Below are 16078 nucleotides of genomic sequence, written 5' to 3' on the forward strand. Positions count from 1 at the left end.
GATGTCAGAACAAGATGCGGACCAAAGTAATTCTTTGAATAATCAATGGAAAAAAAGATTACAAGAGATAGGGCAGGGGGCTTTTGAATTTGAAGAAATGCTCCGTTTAGGCTTCATTGATTTGGATACTATTAAGCGTTTCGATAAAGAAATGACTATTGAGGAATCTAAAGAAGTTTTTGAACAGTTAACTAAAACCAGTGCAATATTAAGTGAAGTTGATAAAGAAATAAATTCCATTAATCGTATAGAGGAACTTCTCGCAGAAATAAGATCTCGAAGAATAAAAAGAGTTAAGGAGGCTGCTAAAGAAAAGAAAATTAAGAAGCAAGAGGAAAAGATTAAACGGTCGAAAGAAATTAAAGAACGAAAAATTAATTCCCCAACATTTTTGGGGAGAGGGGTTTCAAATAGACTTAGTTTTGAAAAAGTTAAAAAGGTAGATTTTAAATCCAATAAAATTCCTGAACTTAATTCTTTTGTTGATGTAGCTAATGCTTTAGAGGTAACTCCATCCAAATTGCAATGGCTTATTTATGAAAGAGGTGCAAGTAATATTGATCATTATTTAAGATATGAGATACCAAAAAAATCAGGAGGTAAGAGATTAATTTCCAGTCCAAAGAAAGATATGAAAAAAGCTCAGAAATGGATCTTGGAAAATATTTTAATTAACCTTGATGTTGATAAAGCGGCTATGGCTTTTCAAAAAGGTTTATCAATTATTGATAATGCATCCTTACATGTCAAATCAAAAATTATAGTCCGTATAGATATAAAAGACTTTTTCCCTACTATCACTTTTCCCCGTGTAAGAGGTTTTTTCGAATCTTTAGGTTATAACCCTGGTGTTGCAACTGTCTTTGCATTGATTTGTACGGATAGTCCTAAAGTAATACTTAAGCAGGAAGCGATAGATGGAGACAAAAACAATAAAGATTATCCTCATTTTATAGCTATTAGTGAGAGGTCACTGCCTCAAGGTGCGTGTACTTCACCATCATTAGCTAATCTTATTTGCAGAAAAATTGACTCACGTCTTAATGGATATTCTTCAAAATCTGGATGGAAATATTCTAGATATGCAGATGATTTAATTTTTTCTACTACCTCTGAAGACAGCTATCCTCATAGATTAATAAAATCAATTTCATCGATAATATCTGAAGAAGGTTTTAAGGTAAATCAATCAAAAACAAGATTGATGCGCGCACCTAATCGACAAACTGTTACTGGTTTAGTTGTTAATAATGAAGTAACTCTTAGCAGAAGAGATTTAAAACGAATGCGTGCATTTTTTCATCAATGTTCTTCTAAAGGTTTAGATTTCATGAGTGAGAAAATTGGTAAAGATGCATTATCTGTAGCGCGTGGATATATCTCATATGTCGAAATGGTTTCACCTACAATTGCAGAAAAATTTCTTTCAACCAATTCCTGGATAAAATAATTCAAAATAAATGTCTAAAAAATTCCCAATATTATTTCCCGAATTGCTTGCTGATTTTGAATTAATTAAAGGTTCAAGTGATGATCCTGATGAAACTGATTATGAATGGAATGAAGGGAATTTAAATTTCAAAGTTAAAGAATATTCGCCTGATGACTATATTCCTTCTGAATATAATGTTTTGAAGTATAAAAATAAATTCTATAAATGTGCATTTGATGGTCACGTAATCGATGGGTATTTATCAGAAGAACTTTTTGATGAATATGAAGAAACTTACTTTGATGAAGAAGATACTTGTGCAGGTGAATGGATAAAGATTTATAAAAATTCAAGCAGAGAAGATATTCCTGAAGGCTCTTATTTATTTGAAATACCTTCTATAGAAGAAATTATTGACGGTGGGGAAAAAGAAATAAATGAATACATATCAGAAGATCATGAAATTGTTACTGAATGGGTTGATGAGATAGATGAAGAGGATTTCAAAAATATTCTTTATGGCGTTTACGGATTTGGAAGAGAAGTTTTATTTGATGATGAATTTGTAATTAAAAAAAGATATAACGGTTAGAAATTATTATTACCATCTAAGTACCAGTCGTCGGCATATCCTTTATCAGAGCCTTAATGCGTTTGAGTAAATTCTTCCTGTTCTTTGACAGAATCAATTAAACAATCATAAAAAAAACTCTCATCGTAAACTTTATTTACTAGAAATAACAATGCTCTTGAATATTCCTCATCCTCTAGGTCGTCTATAAATTCAAATATCAATTCTCTCTTTTTATGCCTATCTTCAGGTTCTTGATTTTCAATTTCTTTATACTCTTCTGGATAAAATTCAGATACATATTCATTCCATATTTCAGGCAAACCTAAATCGCCTGTGTCATGATCATATAAAACTCTTTCAATCCAAGTCATTCCTAAATCATCTGGCCACAAGTCTTCCCATATATAAGAAATCTTTTCATCATCATTCAAGGATTTAAACTCTGCATCAGTCCTCACCCTAACTTCATCAGATCCTATTTTAAAGATAAACATTTTTTATGATCCCTTAATAATCTGCATAAACATGAAAATCTCCAAGTTTTAAAGTGTCATAACAGTCATAATAAATACATTCAAAATCCTCTTCAAATAAATATGAATTAATATTTGCTTCCCTGTTAATGTATTCATCATCAACCTTTATACATATTAAACAATTAGAACTTTGAAAATATCTTCCTCCTTTATCATCTTGAAAAGAACTTTCATCAATCATTGGCAAAATGTATAAAAAACTAGAACCATCTGATTTCTTTTTTAATCCGCATAAATAAAAATCTTGTGAATTATTATCTTTTTTAGATTTATAAATGTCTAATTTTTTATTTTCATTATCATTTAAATCTTCTATATATATAGGTAAGCCTAAATCTTCATCAACTTCATCAAATGATTTAAATCTTTCAAGAGCTTTCAATTCATCTACTAAATTTTTATCTGCTATAGGAAGACATTTAGATAAATCACCAATAATATATTTTCCTTTACTTAATTTCCCTATCTTTTGAGCAGATGGGAAAAGATGATCCTTGATTGATTGACCATTATTTTTTGCAGTCTCTAATGCATTTCTATGTTCTTTTAAAAATTCATCAAGGTTTGCTATTTCTTCACCATTTTTATTAAGGGAAATATATCCATATTTTTTGATGTTTTCATATTTTGGAAGAATATCTGATTTAATTTTTTTGAGCAATTCATCTCCTCTAAGTTTTTTGTTTTTTGAATAATCTATTTTATATTCAGGAAAATCTTTTGGTAATTGCCTTCCATTTGGATATTCATTTTTGCATGATCTCTCCCAACACTTTTTAAAAATTTTTAGGATCATCTCTATATCAAGTTCGGACTTAAATTCTTCATAGCTTTTATAAGGGCAACTATATGTATCACCTATATAAAAAAGCCATGTTTCATTATCACCCTCTAATGGGTCGGCAACAGCTTCTTGATATCTGGTCTCTAAATAATCTAGAACTCCTTCATAAGTGCTGACCCAATCAAATAGAGAAGAAAATTCTTCATCTAAAAAAGTTTCATCTACTCCATAAGCATCAGGATCGGAATCATTTAGAAAAATTGAGATTGCTGAATATGTCGCAGATGAAATTCTTTTTTCATGAAAATATGTACAAATTTCACTTTCATATGCCTTCAAATGAATATAGAAAGAGTATATGGAAACTGGTTTCATTTTTAAAAATATCTAGTCAGATTAATCCGGTTCTAATTAAAAAAAATCATTTAATCTTTTTTATATTTAAGCTGAGAAATTACAGCTGCAGTTTCATCTAGATCATTACGCTTTCCTTTATAAATAGGTTGAAAAAGAGCACCATCTTTAATGGCATATAGATAATCCACTTCAATTAATTCGCCTGGATTTGGAATATCTTGATTAGCAGGAACCGTACACTTACCTACAGATATCCAAATTCCATTATCATTTATTTCGATAGATACAGAACGCTTACCTTCCGTAATTGAAGAGACACGCAGCGTGGCACTTTCTACAAATTTAAGCTTAAGAGCGTTTCCTCCAGAACTTGGTCTGCCTTCGTTGTATGTTGCATCTCCATTTTTAAAAACAACTCCCTCTTCATTTTTTGATTTTGCGCTTTCTACAAAATCTTTAACTTTTTCTAAGCTATCTGCAATGGTTGGGTAATCAACTTTTAAAGCATTATCAAGTTTTTTTGATTTGATTTCTTCTCCAAGTTTCTCAAGATAAGTAACACGATCGCTAAATGAATTTTCTTTAGTTTCCAAGCCTTTGAACTTGAGAACATCAAAGATAACTAAATGATCCCCCATGTCTTCAGAATCTATTTCTGTATCTATAAACCCTCCGTCTTTTAGTTTTTCCAGTGCATCCTGAATAGGTTTCTGCAAACCTACTCGCAAACCTTTGCGGTTAGATGCAATGATTTCTGAGTTATTAATACTTGCGCCCCTACGTTCTCCATCATGTTTTGTCTGCATATAAACTCTAGAAAAATTATTGAAAAGTTCTTCAAGATTTTCATTATTAATCGGGTTTAATAATTGAGGTTTAAAGTCAGTAGATTCTCCAGCTTTTTCTGTCTCTGCATACTCAACTGAACTATCTTCAGGTGCATATCCCTTTGAGGTTTTTGATAGTACTAACTTGTCATATATTTTTTTCGCATCATCATAAGTAGCAGGAGTTTTTGTTTTTGTCCCACTTTGGAGGGGTTTTCCTCTTCGACCATATTGAAAGGTCACATTAAAACCACCATCAACTTCCTTTAGTTCTGCTTGATAAACTTTGTCAGATGAACCCTCTGTGAAAGATAAAGATATTTTTTCGTTTTTCATGTTAAAGATTTAAAAATCCTAGAACTTTAAACTTCTAGCAGTATAAATATAAAAATTATAGAAATCTATAAATATCTATAAATGAACTATTTATATTAAAAATCTAAATTTGAACTATTTTATTTCTATTGAATCAACAAGGTCAGAACCCTTATCACAGATGATCTGCTGAGTGGGGAAGTCATTACATCCTGACCACTCTCTAAGGGCACTGTATATGGGACAAGGGCATTTATTTCCTAAGCAAAGTTCATTTAATTCATCTCCTGTCCATGGATCTGGATCATCAATTAACATTACCTCTTTTAACCTTAAGGTATAGAAATGATTCCATTGACTAAATTTCTCAACTAGAGGGATAAAATCTTTCCAGCATTGATTGATTTTTGTGTAATTGCGTTCCTGAAATATTTTATTAAATAAGCCTTTCATAAATAGAGTACAGTTTTTAGCCTCTTGATCAGTAAATGCAGTTCCCTTTAAAGAATTTATATTATTTCCCAAAAATACTTTTTCTAAATTTGTAAGTCTCTTATTAATATCTTCAATAACGCTGCTCTTTACTCCTTCATCAATGAAGTCAACCTCAGCAGATTGTTTAAGGATTGAGTTAATATACTTCTCCATCGTCTTGTCACTATTTTGCGCAAGAAATTTTAATTTGCTATGTAGTTCCTTGCTAACTTTTATATTCAATTGAGCAAGATCCTTTTCTTTCAACTTCCTTCAATTTTTTCATTTATCATAACTAGAATTATCTTATTAATTAGACAAATAGTTAAATAAATAATAAAGTCTTTCTAAAACGAAGTAGATATTCATTATTTAATAAGCGGTGCAAGTAATAAGGGTTTGATTTTTACCAAATAAACTTATCCCACCTACCTTTATTTGTAAATCTATAAGTTCTATTGTTCCACTTTAATTTATTTAAACCTTTTTCTGAACGAGCAACATTATCAAGATAATTTATATGAATTTCAACTAAATACAAAGTGTAATAGCTATATTGAGTTGCTTCACTTCCTCCCCACCAAATAGGTTTTAGAGATTTTTTACTTTCTAATGCTTTTATCCTTCTCCCTTCAAATATGACTGAAGAGTCTCCATCATTAGTCTCTATAAATTTATAGCATTTGTAGTTAGAAGAAGGTGCTTTTGGCTTGGATCCTCTTGAACACCAACCATTGCTGCTCATTTTCTCGTAAACAACACTTGCTTTCATTGCAGTAGGTAAAGCTAGTGCAGCTAGTAGTGGGAGTAGTAAGCGTTTTACTTTCATCGGCTTTTTGTGTTTTGTGCAATAGACCCTAAAACAATTAGGCTAAGCCCAAATCCGAAACCTAGTATTTCATAAATCTGATGTATGGAAGTAGTACCCTGTCCGTAAATTGAAATAGTGTTGGCTAAAATTATGATTCCCGATACATACCCGATAATTGCTCCGAAAGAAAAGTTATTCACAAAAAAATTAGCTAATTGCCCCTTATTTTAGATCGACTGTCAATCATAGAAGTGTTATTTTGGCTTTTTTTGCGTTTATATCGCACTATGTGAATGTATATATTTATAACTTCTATGATTAATTTCCCTGTATTTGTAGAAAGTTTGCTGATTCCTTTAGTATTTTTAGGATTTTTTGCGGTTTATAAGAGATCAAAAAGAAAGAAAAGACAGTTTCATGCACCGCCTACACATCAACTACCTAGTTAATTGAATGAAAGTTCTCGAAAATATTGCATCCGATTTAGAACAAAGAATTACTGAAGCTTCAATTGGGAATTCTTCTAGACCAACTATTTTATTTTGTGGCTGCGATCCTCGACTGAAAAAGGATTTGCATAAACGTGCTAAGCGTATTGGCTTTACTCCCTCTTACTCAATAAAACATCCATCTATTAAAGTTGAATTGCAGAATTTTGGTAATAGAAAAATAGAAACAGATAGATTTAAAACAATAACTATGGACTACGAAAACTTTGAATTTATTTGTAGATATTTAGAGAGTTAAGCAGATTGAAAAACAAAGGTTTTAATGTAACTCAGGGCATGGCTTTACTACTATTGAAGCCTTTAAGTCTACCTGCAAATCTAGTCCTTAAATTAATTATTTTTATTACTGATCCCAAAAATAAAATAGGAAGTTAATTAGAAAAGAACCTATTCTCACTTTTGATTATTCCTAAGGATTTTATCCATTTTCATATTTGATTGTTGGTCCTCTATCCGTATATATCTGTACCTTAAACCGTACATCTTTTTTAGTCGGTTGGTGAGTCTGTCTAGTTAGAACGTAGTAGTAGCAGCCATGAGTTCAAATGTCTTCAACACCAATCAGATCTTGTAAAAAATATGTACTAAGTTACAAAGATTCATCAAACAGTACACATCAAATAGGGTTCTACGCTCGCGATGCATATGACTGCCTGATGCTTGCTAGAGAATTTAATTCTTATGTACATGACCATCCAAATTCTGTAACTAGAATCCAACAAAAATTTTGAGGTAATTAATTATGAACTTAAAAAGATCACCATTCGCAATTCAAGATAAGAACTCAAGAGATCTTGATAATGCAAATGAATATTCAACTCTCAAGGAATTAATCCAAGAGCAAGAGATTTCAACAGATTTATCAGATTACTGGGATAAGGAATGTGAATTAAATCCATCCAACCCACGTTGTCTGGTCTATGAAGATTAATGATCCTTTTTTTGGCACACCCACATTCTTGCTATTAATTAAGTAGAAACTTTTTTATTAATGCCATTAGACGTATTTCTAATGAATATGTGTGTTGTGGTAATTGGTTTACTAGTCAGAAGAGAGATCAAACTTAAGAAGGCTAGATAGATTATGAAGACACAAATTTTCAAAGAGCAGTTCATTCCAAATGTTCATGCTATTACTCTTTTACTAATGCTGCTTCTATGTTTGTGGTTGCCGCTAGCACTCCGATTCTTATTAATCTTCTAGAACCTAAGTTAGATCTCGGAAAAATGTATCCTTATAAAACTAGATCTTATTTATTCGTAGCTTATAACCAAACTCAATCATTTTGTTATATGTAGATTTTGTTTGTACAAGGTTAAGAGAAAGACGTTTTTCTTCATTCTTTTGTAAATAAAAAAAACCTTTGTTCTTTACGTTTTTCTCAATAGTTACATATTCCTTTCCTTTATTTAAAATCCAAGGTTCTTTTTGGAAATTCTCATCTCCAATTTGATAATCCCATGGAAAAATACTATTAGTTTGATTTTGAAGTGACAAATTGAATATTTAACCTTTATTTTTTTTACTCTAGTACTTTGTGATGTCTATTAAGAGTATCTATATAGAATGTTTTATATTGCTGCCTGAATCATTCACGTTTTGGTTTTTTTTAGGCAAAAAAAAAAGACCCTTGCGAGCCTAGGTGATGGGGACCTCTATCATGGCAAATAAAACATCAATAAACAACACCACCTAAAGCAAGAAATATTACAGTCAAACACCATATGTAGTGCTATTATATTAGAAAGGCTGGGTGATGGGGATGATCTAGCTTTTAAATTTGGTATAGCTAACGCCCTTTTTTTATGGATATAATTCAGCTAATCAATAAGTTTAAACATCTTACGATCTAGTTCTCATAGGGCACTAGGTTGCTTCTGAGCGAGATTTGAGCGAGATTTTGCTTATTTATGCACCACCTTGCTACATCTTTCTACTTTTTAAGACTCATAAATTTTCTTTTAATGCCAACTAATAAGCTATAGCCTCACTTGTTTATTTAGCCTACTGTCGCAATTTGCGTAGCGGGTGCTTTGGGAGCACTAGGTCGCAGGTTCGAATCCTGTCGCTCCGACTCAATCAAATCCAAGTCATACTAGCGATTTACCCAGACTCGCTTTTTTAATGGGAAAGTTGACATCGCTCTCTTGATGTCAGTTTGATGTCAAAACTAAATTGGCATAATATATATATTAAATATTCATTTGATAATTTCTTATTTAAAATTCAAAAAATAACAATCAATTCTTGGGAGAGATTCTTCTATAGGCCTTATCCTCAATAATAGTTTCATAGTGAGGGCTATCTTTTAGGAAGGCATCGATTATCATTTGCACCCCCTTCTCTTTTATTTGCTCATAATTGTATAGTTTTTTTACCATAGGGAAAACTTTAGGGTTCATTGATGGAGAGGTCGCCATTGACCAATCATTATCATCAAAATCAATAATGCTTCCAACTTTCAAACATTTTTCTATTAAGAAAAAGGTCAAACAGTCAATTGGAAATGTATGGGCGCCATCAAGAAAAACATAATCATATTGGGGAGGATTTTTGCTCACTATATTTTTAAATAATGTAGTGTTGTAACTATCCAGGTATTTATAAGTATTCCCAAAAAAAGTTATCCTCTTCAAATCATCCTGAGATATTTTAGTTTTTAGAGGCTCAAATTTGTCTTTAAAATCATATAAATCAATTTTTGAATTTTCTGGAAGAATTTTTAAGACTTCAATTAGAGTGTGTCCTTTGTAGAATCCGATCTCACAATAATTTTTTGGTTGAAACTCCTTTACCAACTCTACTGTTTCAACATTGGGTGCTCCAACTGCCAATGACCTTGGGAAAGATCTTCCAAGATTTAATAAACTTTTAACTTTTTCTTTGATATTCATGAATTATTGATTTTTGGTTAAATATCTCTTTATATATAAATAACAAAAAAAGATTTCAAATTAAATTTTGGCAATGAATCTTTGGAATACAGATACAAATTGTTTAATTAATACGGTCAAAAAAAAATAGGAGCTTGGAATACTAACTTTAAAAAAAATTGACAAATTATGGGCAAACATCGCTTTATTTAAACAAATAAATTACGCAACACCACGTAAGAATTAAGTTATAGCTATAAAGACTAATGCTTGCAATGTGGTTGGATGTGCTTTGGGAGCACTAGGTCGCAGGTTTGAATCTCTCGCCCGTTCAGTTATAGCAGTAAGTCTCAGCTAATACCTGATTCACGCAAAACTCACGCAAAAATTAATTTAACAATCCACAGATGGGATATTTCTACCTAACCTTTGACTTTGTTCACTAATTTTTAAAACTCCTGTTTGGGAATTAAAGCAGGCTGAAGTCCCATAACCTAAAAGCTCATAAACCGGAACTGGTAAGGCTCTGAAGGTAATTTTATTAGCACTTGTTTCCATATATATATCAAAATAACCACTCGGGGTTGTCCAACTAACTGATTCCAAATTTGTATAGTCAATAGGAGATTCAGATTGACAATAAGAAGGATAATTTTTAGTGCATGCAGTTACGCTCATGTACTCGCCTAAATCCATTGTATTTTTAGGTAAATCTCCATATTCAGTGAAATAAGCTTGAGCAGCTCTTAAATAACTAGCAATGAGATTTGTAGGTTCTTTTTGCCTAGCTTTATCACTAGCATTTTGAAAAGTTGGGACCGCTATCGCTGACAATATTCCAATAACCATAACTACGACGACTAATTCGACAAGTGTAAAAGCATTAGATATTATTTTTTTTTCTTTTTAGTTATTTGAAAATTCATTTTATAAATTTTCAACAAGATCTTATTTATATTATTCAACTTATAAATTTATTTCTAACTTATCCACAATCTCGACTTCTGAAGCCTCACGTAAATTTAATTAATTTAGCCAAATTTACTTCTTACTTTATTCACTAAAGTCCCTATAGAAACTTAAGTCTCAGTTATAGCCTTGTTTCTGCGGGTTCTTTGGGAGTATTAGGTCGGGAGTTCGAATCTCCCCGCCCCGACTGGCTTTTCAGCGAAGGTCAAAACCCACCTTGGGAAAAAATTGGGAAAAATTCTAATTAAATAAAATAATTATGGAATTAAATTGAATAACTTCACTCATATCCAAATTCTTTAAGAACAGGGTAATTTATTTTATTAAATAAGTTTAATTCTTCACTTGAAATTTTTTCCTTCCAATCTGTTTTAGACCTTACCCACCTCCCATCAAAAGTAGCGACAGTATCTCTAGAGGGTAATTTTTTACTCAATACTTTTATTTCTAAAAAAGTTTCAATCGAATTTAAAACATATTCAAAATTACATAATATATCTTCATATTTTATTAGAAGAGTATTAGGCCTTTTTAATGGATTCCATGAAATTAAATGATCCTTCCATGTACCAAAACGATGATTCCCAAGAATAATATCTTTGATTGGAATTTTTTTACCATAGAAATTCCATAAACTCACACTTGCTGCTCTTCCATCTCTAATTATGTATATTGTTCTATTATCGTCTTGGTTTAATTTATGGGTTTTAATTATTGGGATAGAGCCTTTTTGAAATGTAATAGTTTTATTTTGATTATGTTCTATATGACCTACAAAATTTTCTAAAATTTTATTTCCTCCTAGATCTTTAGGATAAATACTGGCAGTCTTAATCCCAAAACAATTGAACAAAATTGTTCTTAAGTAAGTATTGCCACTTCTTGGGTATGATGCCAACCAAGTAATTTTCATACATTTCTTAAGAAATTTGAATTTAGTTTATTCCTATCAAAGCAAAATTTGTTGTTTGTGGCATCTTTTAACCTCTTAAGTAGCACTAGGTCAACTCTAGGGAAAAACTTGAAAAAAAGCCTACAAGCATAAGAAAGTCTCATAACAGATTAGAAGATTTTTGTAGCGATAACCGCAGTTATAGCTTAAAAACGAAGTTATAGGGTCTTCTGACATAGTGATTTGGGAGCACTAGGTCGTAGGTTCGAATCCTATCTCCCCGACTGACTTCTCACGATTTTTAAAAACCTTTTGGGCGATCCCTGGGTGATCGATCATCTTCTATACCCTGCTAAACTTTGCGTTTTGGCTCACCCTTACTGGAGATTGAATATGCACAGCTAATCATTAGTAAGTGGCCATTAGCTCTATTTTCCTGAAAAAACACCTCTGCTTATTTGAATTTAAATAGTTTTTTTGATAAATGGATCAGTTGATTTGATTTAGAAACTTTCTACTCCTTTCATGACTAGCATTTGAAAAGAAAACTTCTGGAGAAGAGATTTCTAAAATCTTTCCTGAATCTATAAATAAAACCTGATCACTTACTTCTTTGGCAAATTTAATTTCATGCGTTACCACAATCATAGTCATTCCTTGATGAGCAAGCCTTCTCATTGCATCAAGCACTTCATTAATACGCTCTGGATCCAATGCACTAGTGGGTTCATCAAATAATAATAATTCAGGTTTTAAGGCTAAAGATCGTGCAATAGCAACTCGTTGTTGTTCTCCACCACTAAGTTGACCAGGGTACTTTTTTGCATGAGATTCTATTCCCATTTGACAAAGTAAATACATCCCATACTCTTCTGCTTCTTTTTTATTACGTTTTTGAACCTGGATTGGAGCAAGTGTTATATTTTCTAAAATTGATAAATGGGGAAACAAATTAAATTGCTGGAAAACCATCCCAACTCTACGTCTAATTTTTTGAATTTTTCTTTCGTCTGAATCTGCCCTAATTTTTATACCTAAAACATTTAATTCACCTTTATCAAAAGTCTCAAGACCATTAATGGTCCTAATAAGTGTACTCTTTCCTGATCCAGATGGACCCATAACCACCAGAACTTTGCCTTGATCTAAGGTAAATGAAACTTTATTAAGAGCAAGAATACCTTTAGCATATGATTTGGTGAGATTTTTAGCGGTAAGTATTGGCTTCATAGATGTAAGATTAATATCCTTTATTAATTGTCATTTTTTGCTCAAGTTTTTTTGAAACAAATGCCATAATTGTGCAAAAAAGCCAATAGACGGAAGCCAACCAAATATATACTTCAATATATTGTCCTATGAATTCTGGATTAGCAAGAATACTCCTGCTTACACCAAGTAATTCCATCAAACCTAAGATAGCCATTAAAGATGTATTTTGAAAAAGCCCAATTAACTGGTTTGTAATAGCCGGCAATGCAACTCTTAAGGCTTGTGGAATAAGAATGTATATATTGATTTGATATTTGTTTAAGCCAAGACTTTTAGCAGCTTCTATTTGATTTTTAGGTATCGACTGTAATCCTCCTTTAATATCTTCAGCTATATATGCTGAGACAAAAAAAGTAAAAGCTATTACAGCCCTCCAGACACGATCTATTTCTAAACCTACAGGTAGAAATAAAGGTATTAACAATTGTCCAAAAAAAAGTACAGAAATAAGAGGAACAGCTCTCATTACATCAATATAAAGAGAACTTGATTTCTGAATTAAAAATATTGAACTTCTTCTGCAAAGAGCTAATAAAATACCAATTGGTAAAGAAAAAAGAATACTACAAGAAGTTATAAGAATTGTTAGGGTTAATCCACCCCAATGACGTGTCATTACTGGATTTAAACCCAAACCACCACTTAGCAAATAAATTCCTAATGGTACTGTTCCAATCCATCCAAAAATTAAATTTTTACGAAGCCATTTCCATTTAGGCCCATAAACTGTAATAAATGTAATAGATAAAAGACTGAAGAACCAAAGAGTAGGTCTCCATTGCTGATCGATTGGAAAGCTCCCAAATGCATATAAATTAAGATTTGATGTTACGACTTCCCAATTTGAATTTATAAAAATCGAAGTTAAAATTTTTAAAATTAATGAAATTGAAATCAGAAAAAATATAAAATTGCAGAAATTATATTTTGATTTTGCTAATAAAGAATTTTTAATTTTTTTAAATAAATTTGTATTTAAATTTGGATTTATATTATTCATTAATAAGTTATATCCTTGTTTTCATTATTGATTTATCAATGATCCCCATTACTTTTGTTATTACTAAATTAAGGATTAAAAAACTGCAAAGCAAAATCATAAAGCACTCTACAGCTCTTCCTGTTTGGTTGATGATCGTGTCATTTATTGCATATATATCTGCGTAGCCTATAGCTATTGCAAGTGTGCTATTTTTTGCAAGATTTAGATATTGACTCGTAAGTCCTGGAATAAAAGCTGGTAATGCTTGAGGTATTATTATTTTAATAAATCCTTGTTTTTCGGAAATACCTAAACTTCGAAAAGCTTCCCATTGACCTACAGGAACAGACTGAATTCCACCTCGAATTACTTCTGCAATAAATGCGCTTGAAAATATGCTTAAACCAAATAATAATGCTGAAAACTCTGAAGATAAATTAAGTCCAAATAACTCTATCCCTTTATTGGAAATATTAACTACATTACTTAAATTCAAAAAAGAATTATTTCTTATACTTAGAAATCCAACAAAATACCAACACATAAGTTGAATTAAAAGTGGAGTCTGTCTAATAACTGTGATATATCCAGCAGTAATAATTCTAAAAAATGAATTTTTACCTACTCTCAAAAAACCTATTAACGTTCCAATAAAAGATGCTAAAACAAGAGATGAAATAATAACTTTCAAGCTATTCATCCATCCCATAAAAAGGGCCCAAGCATAACTGTCCGAAGGACTATAGGGCAAGGGATGTTCTGCCAAAGAAAAGCTTGCCGGCTTTGTTAACCAATTAAAATTGAATCCTATGCCAGTTCTTGTAAGATTAATGATTAAGTTATTAGTTAATATCCCTAAAAAACCAAGAACTCCAAACACCAAAAGAATCTGAAAAAATATTTTTTTATTTTTACTCATTCCTCAATATATTTTGCAATCAATTAAATGGTGGAGAGATATGTAAACCACCTTTACTGTAAATTTCATTCAATCCTCTTGGAATAGGTACATCGCTATCTATCCCAAGATTTCTATCATAAATTTCACCATAATTTCCAGTAGCTTTTATAACATTAACTACGAAGTCATTTCTTAATCCGATTTTTTCTCCTAAGCCTCCATCAACCCCAAGAAATCTTCTTAATGATTTTAATTGTGGATTATTTTTTGCGAGCTGGAGCCTATCAGCAATATTTGATTGGGTTATACCTTGCTCTTCAGCAGCAATCAAAGCAAAAACTGTCCATCTCATAGCATCGGCAAGTTTCTGTTCAGACCCATCTGATGCAGGTGCTAAAGGCTCCTTACTTAAAACATCATCAAGGATAATATGATCTTTTGCATTCTTAAAACCTGATCTAGCTGCTGCTAATTGAGATCGATCAGAGGTCATCGCTTGACATCTACCTTGTAGATATCCTGCTACTACCTGATTAAGATCTTGATATTTAATTGGGACATAAGGGAGCGAGAGACTTTCAAAAGTGTCATTAATATTTTGCTCAGTAGTTGTTCCTGAACCTACACATATAGACTTATTAGCGAGTTCTTGAATACTTTCAATACCACTATTTTTTTTAACCATTAACCCTTGCCCATCATGAAAAACTACAGGAGCGAAAGTTAACCCATTACCTCCAAAAGAATCTCTACTAAGAGTTAAAGTAGTGTTCCTTGATAACAAATCAATATCTCCTGTTTTAATAGCTAAAAATCTTTCAGCAGCAGTTAGAGGTCTAAACTGAATTTTTTCTGAATCTCCTATTATTGCTGCAGCAAAGGCTTTACATATATCTACGTCTAATCCTTTATAACTTCCGTCTCTTTCAATAAAGCTAAAACCTGGAATTTTTCCACTTACCCCGCAAATTAATTCATCTCTTTCTTGTATTAGGGATAGCCTAGAAATATTATCGTTTTGATTACTAGCACAACCAGTTAAAAGCAGACCAAAAGCGGCAATTCCAAAGAATAATCTATTCATCATATTTTTTAAAAACTTAATCAGTAATTTCCTTAATTTTAATGCGCAAATCAATTAATAAACAAAATTTAAATATTCTCCCCCGTTTGTCATAGAAACAATAAAACAGTAGCCAATCAGCTTCCCTTTTTGTCTTGAGCGGGTGATCCTCATGCGATCATTCACATTACTTTGCCATATCATGCTTTATTTGAGAGGAATTTTGAGACTTATTTCTATAAGTCTGTCCTAAGAAAGAAGTTTTACCAGCACTTATTTATTTGATCTACTGTCGCAATTTGCTGATTGTGTGCTTTGGGAGCACTAGGTCACAGGTTCGAATCCTGTCGACCCGATCAGTTATACCAATGGATTATAAATATTTGAGTTAGTCTTATATTGAGAAAGGTTATCTCTAGGGGTAGCTAGAGTTATGTACTTTGTATATACTTGTGCCTAGTTTTCTCCTTATATATAATGTTTTTTGAAACGTCCTAAGTAAGAAA

18 protein-coding genes are annotated in these 16078 nt (G+C 31.6%); 5 read left to right on the forward strand and 13 right to left on the reverse strand.

Annotated elements, in window-relative coordinates; genetic code table 11:
- Position 1 precedes the first annotated feature (1 nt).
- Both PMT9312_RS05940 and PMT9312_RS05945 read left to right on the forward strand, forming a co-directional pair.
- Positions 2 to 1450, forward strand: a complete 1449-nt coding sequence (locus PMT9312_RS05940) for a reverse transcriptase family protein (RefSeq protein ID WP_011376700.1) — start codon at positions 2 to 4, stop codon at positions 1448 to 1450.
- Positions 1451 to 1460: 10 nt separating this feature from the next.
- Positions 1461 to 2024, forward strand: a complete 564-nt coding sequence (locus PMT9312_RS05945; protein WP_011376701.1) for a hypothetical protein — start codon at positions 1461 to 1463, stop codon at positions 2022 to 2024.
- A 53-nt stretch (positions 2025 to 2077) separates the two neighbouring features.
- Here PMT9312_RS05945 and PMT9312_RS05950 read toward each other — a convergent pair whose 3' ends face one another.
- The 5 genes from PMT9312_RS05950 to PMT9312_RS05970 form a co-directional block, all read right to left on the reverse strand.
- On the reverse strand, positions 2078 to 2500 hold the full coding sequence (locus tag PMT9312_RS05950) for a hypothetical protein (protein ID WP_011376702.1): 423 nt from the start codon (positions 2498 to 2500) through the stop codon (positions 2078 to 2080).
- A 13-nt stretch (positions 2501 to 2513) separates the two neighbouring features.
- A complete protein-coding gene (locus PMT9312_RS05955; protein ID WP_011376703.1) occupies positions 2514 to 3701 on the reverse strand; it encodes a hypothetical protein in 1188 nt (395 codons plus the stop codon).
- Between the two features lie 50 nt (positions 3702 to 3751).
- Positions 3752 to 4846, reverse strand: a complete 1095-nt coding sequence (locus tag PMT9312_RS05960; RefSeq protein WP_011376704.1) for a WGR domain-containing protein — start codon at positions 4844 to 4846, stop codon at positions 3752 to 3754.
- A 114-nt stretch (positions 4847 to 4960) separates the two neighbouring features.
- Entirely contained in the window at positions 4961 to 5566 is a 606-nt protein-coding gene (locus PMT9312_RS05965; RefSeq protein WP_036923975.1) for a hypothetical protein, read from the reverse strand.
- A 139-nt stretch (positions 5567 to 5705) separates the two neighbouring features.
- Positions 5706 to 6128, reverse strand: a complete 423-nt coding sequence (locus PMT9312_RS05970) for a hypothetical protein (RefSeq protein ID WP_011376706.1) — start codon at positions 6126 to 6128, stop codon at positions 5706 to 5708.
- A gap of 435 nt (positions 6129 to 6563) precedes the next feature.
- On the opposite strand from PMT9312_RS05970, the gene PMT9312_RS05980 reads away from it, so the two are divergent.
- The 3 genes from PMT9312_RS05980 to PMT9312_RS05985 all read left to right on the forward strand — a co-directional run bounded on the left by PMT9312_RS05980 (position 6564) and on the right by PMT9312_RS05985 (position 7550).
- A complete protein-coding gene (locus tag PMT9312_RS05980) occupies positions 6564 to 6857 on the forward strand; it encodes a hypothetical protein (protein WP_011376707.1) in 294 nt (97 codons plus the stop codon).
- Between the two features lie 307 nt (positions 6858 to 7164).
- Positions 7165 to 7350 carry a hypothetical protein gene (locus tag PMT9312_RS09480; RefSeq protein ID WP_011376708.1) on the forward strand — a complete coding sequence of 62 codons (186 nt, stop codon included), beginning with the start codon at positions 7165 to 7167 and terminating at the stop codon, positions 7348 to 7350.
- 11 nt (positions 7351 to 7361) lie between these two features.
- Complete coding sequence (locus PMT9312_RS05985; protein WP_011376709.1) at positions 7362 to 7550, forward strand: hypothetical protein; 189 nt, start codon at positions 7362 to 7364, stop codon at positions 7548 to 7550.
- A 312-nt stretch (positions 7551 to 7862) separates the two neighbouring features.
- Here the strand turns inward: PMT9312_RS05985 and PMT9312_RS05990 are convergent, their stop codons facing one another.
- The 8 genes from PMT9312_RS05990 to PMT9312_RS06025 form a co-directional block, all read right to left on the reverse strand.
- A complete protein-coding gene (locus PMT9312_RS05990) occupies positions 7863 to 8117 on the reverse strand; it encodes a hypothetical protein (protein WP_011376710.1) in 255 nt (84 codons plus the stop codon).
- Positions 8118 to 8860: 743 nt separating this feature from the next.
- Entirely contained in the window at positions 8861 to 9514 is a 654-nt protein-coding gene (locus PMT9312_RS05995) for a class I SAM-dependent methyltransferase (RefSeq protein WP_011376711.1), read from the reverse strand.
- A gap of 372 nt (positions 9515 to 9886) precedes the next feature.
- A complete protein-coding gene (locus PMT9312_RS09350; protein ID WP_080503127.1) occupies positions 9887 to 10387 on the reverse strand; it encodes a type IV pilin protein in 501 nt (166 codons plus the stop codon).
- Between the two features lie 355 nt (positions 10388 to 10742).
- Positions 10743 to 11375, reverse strand: coding sequence for a sulfotransferase domain-containing protein (locus PMT9312_RS06005; RefSeq protein ID WP_011376713.1), 633 nt, complete (start codon positions 11373 to 11375; stop codon positions 10743 to 10745).
- A gap of 468 nt (positions 11376 to 11843) precedes the next feature.
- Entirely contained in the window at positions 11844 to 12584 is a 741-nt protein-coding gene (locus tag PMT9312_RS06010) for an amino acid ABC transporter ATP-binding protein (protein WP_011376714.1), read from the reverse strand.
- Positions 12585 to 12594: 10 nt separating this feature from the next.
- Complete coding sequence (locus tag PMT9312_RS06015; protein ID WP_011376715.1) at positions 12595 to 13626, reverse strand: amino acid ABC transporter permease; 1032 nt, start codon at positions 13624 to 13626, stop codon at positions 12595 to 12597.
- Positions 13627 to 13633: 7 nt separating this feature from the next.
- Complete coding sequence (locus tag PMT9312_RS06020; RefSeq protein ID WP_011376716.1) at positions 13634 to 14527, reverse strand: ABC transporter permease subunit; 894 nt, start codon at positions 14525 to 14527, stop codon at positions 13634 to 13636.
- A gap of 19 nt (positions 14528 to 14546) precedes the next feature.
- Positions 14547 to 15596 carry an amino acid ABC transporter substrate-binding protein gene (locus tag PMT9312_RS06025; protein WP_011376717.1) on the reverse strand — a complete coding sequence of 350 codons (1050 nt, stop codon included), beginning with the start codon at positions 15594 to 15596 and terminating at the stop codon, positions 14547 to 14549.
- Positions 15597 to 16078: the final 482 nt, after the last annotated feature.

The organism is Prochlorococcus marinus str. MIT 9312 (assembly GCF_000012645.1).
Taxonomy (GTDB): Bacteria; Cyanobacteriota; Cyanobacteriia; order PCC-6307; family Cyanobiaceae; genus Prochlorococcus_A; species Prochlorococcus_A marinus_L.

Excerpts from the sequence above, each read along its gene's own strand:
- PMT9312_RS05940 (WP_011376700.1), top strand. The coding sequence starts at position 2 with ATGTCAGAACAAGATGCGGACCAAAGTAATTCTTTGAATAATCAATGG.
- PMT9312_RS05945 (WP_011376701.1), top strand. The coding sequence starts at position 1,461 with ATGTCTAAAAAATTCCCAATATTATTTCCCGAATTGCTTGCTGATTTT.
- PMT9312_RS05950 (WP_011376702.1), bottom strand. The coding sequence starts at position 2,500 with ATGTTTATCTTTAAAATAGGATCTGATGAAGTTAGGGTGAGGACTGAT.
- PMT9312_RS05955 (WP_011376703.1), bottom strand. The coding sequence starts at position 3,701 with ATGAAACCAGTTTCCATATACTCTTTCTATATTCATTTGAAGGCATAT.
- PMT9312_RS05960 (WP_011376704.1), bottom strand. The coding sequence starts at position 4,846 with ATGAAAAACGAAAAAATATCTTTATCTTTCACAGAGGGTTCATCTGAC.
- PMT9312_RS05970 (WP_011376706.1), bottom strand. The coding sequence starts at position 6,128 with ATGAAAGTAAAACGCTTACTACTCCCACTACTAGCTGCACTAGCTTTA.
- PMT9312_RS05980 (WP_011376707.1), top strand. The coding sequence starts at position 6,564 with ATGAAAGTTCTCGAAAATATTGCATCCGATTTAGAACAAAGAATTACT.
- PMT9312_RS09480 (WP_011376708.1), top strand. The coding sequence starts at position 7,165 with ATGTCTTCAACACCAATCAGATCTTGTAAAAAATATGTACTAAGTTAC.
- PMT9312_RS05985 (WP_011376709.1), top strand. The coding sequence starts at position 7,362 with ATGAACTTAAAAAGATCACCATTCGCAATTCAAGATAAGAACTCAAGA.
- PMT9312_RS05995 (WP_011376711.1), bottom strand. The coding sequence starts at position 9,514 with ATGAATATCAAAGAAAAAGTTAAAAGTTTATTAAATCTTGGAAGATCT.
- PMT9312_RS06005 (WP_011376713.1), bottom strand. The coding sequence starts at position 11,375 with ATGAAAATTACTTGGTTGGCATCATACCCAAGAAGTGGCAATACTTAC.
- PMT9312_RS06010 (WP_011376714.1), bottom strand. The coding sequence starts at position 12,584 with ATGAAGCCAATACTTACCGCTAAAAATCTCACCAAATCATATGCTAAA.
- PMT9312_RS06015 (WP_011376715.1), bottom strand. The coding sequence starts at position 13,626 with ATGAATAATATAAATCCAAATTTAAATACAAATTTATTTAAAAAAATT.
- PMT9312_RS06020 (WP_011376716.1), bottom strand. The coding sequence starts at position 14,527 with ATGAGTAAAAATAAAAAAATATTTTTTCAGATTCTTTTGGTGTTTGGA.
- PMT9312_RS06025 (WP_011376717.1), bottom strand. The coding sequence starts at position 15,596 with ATGATGAATAGATTATTCTTTGGAATTGCCGCTTTTGGTCTGCTTTTA.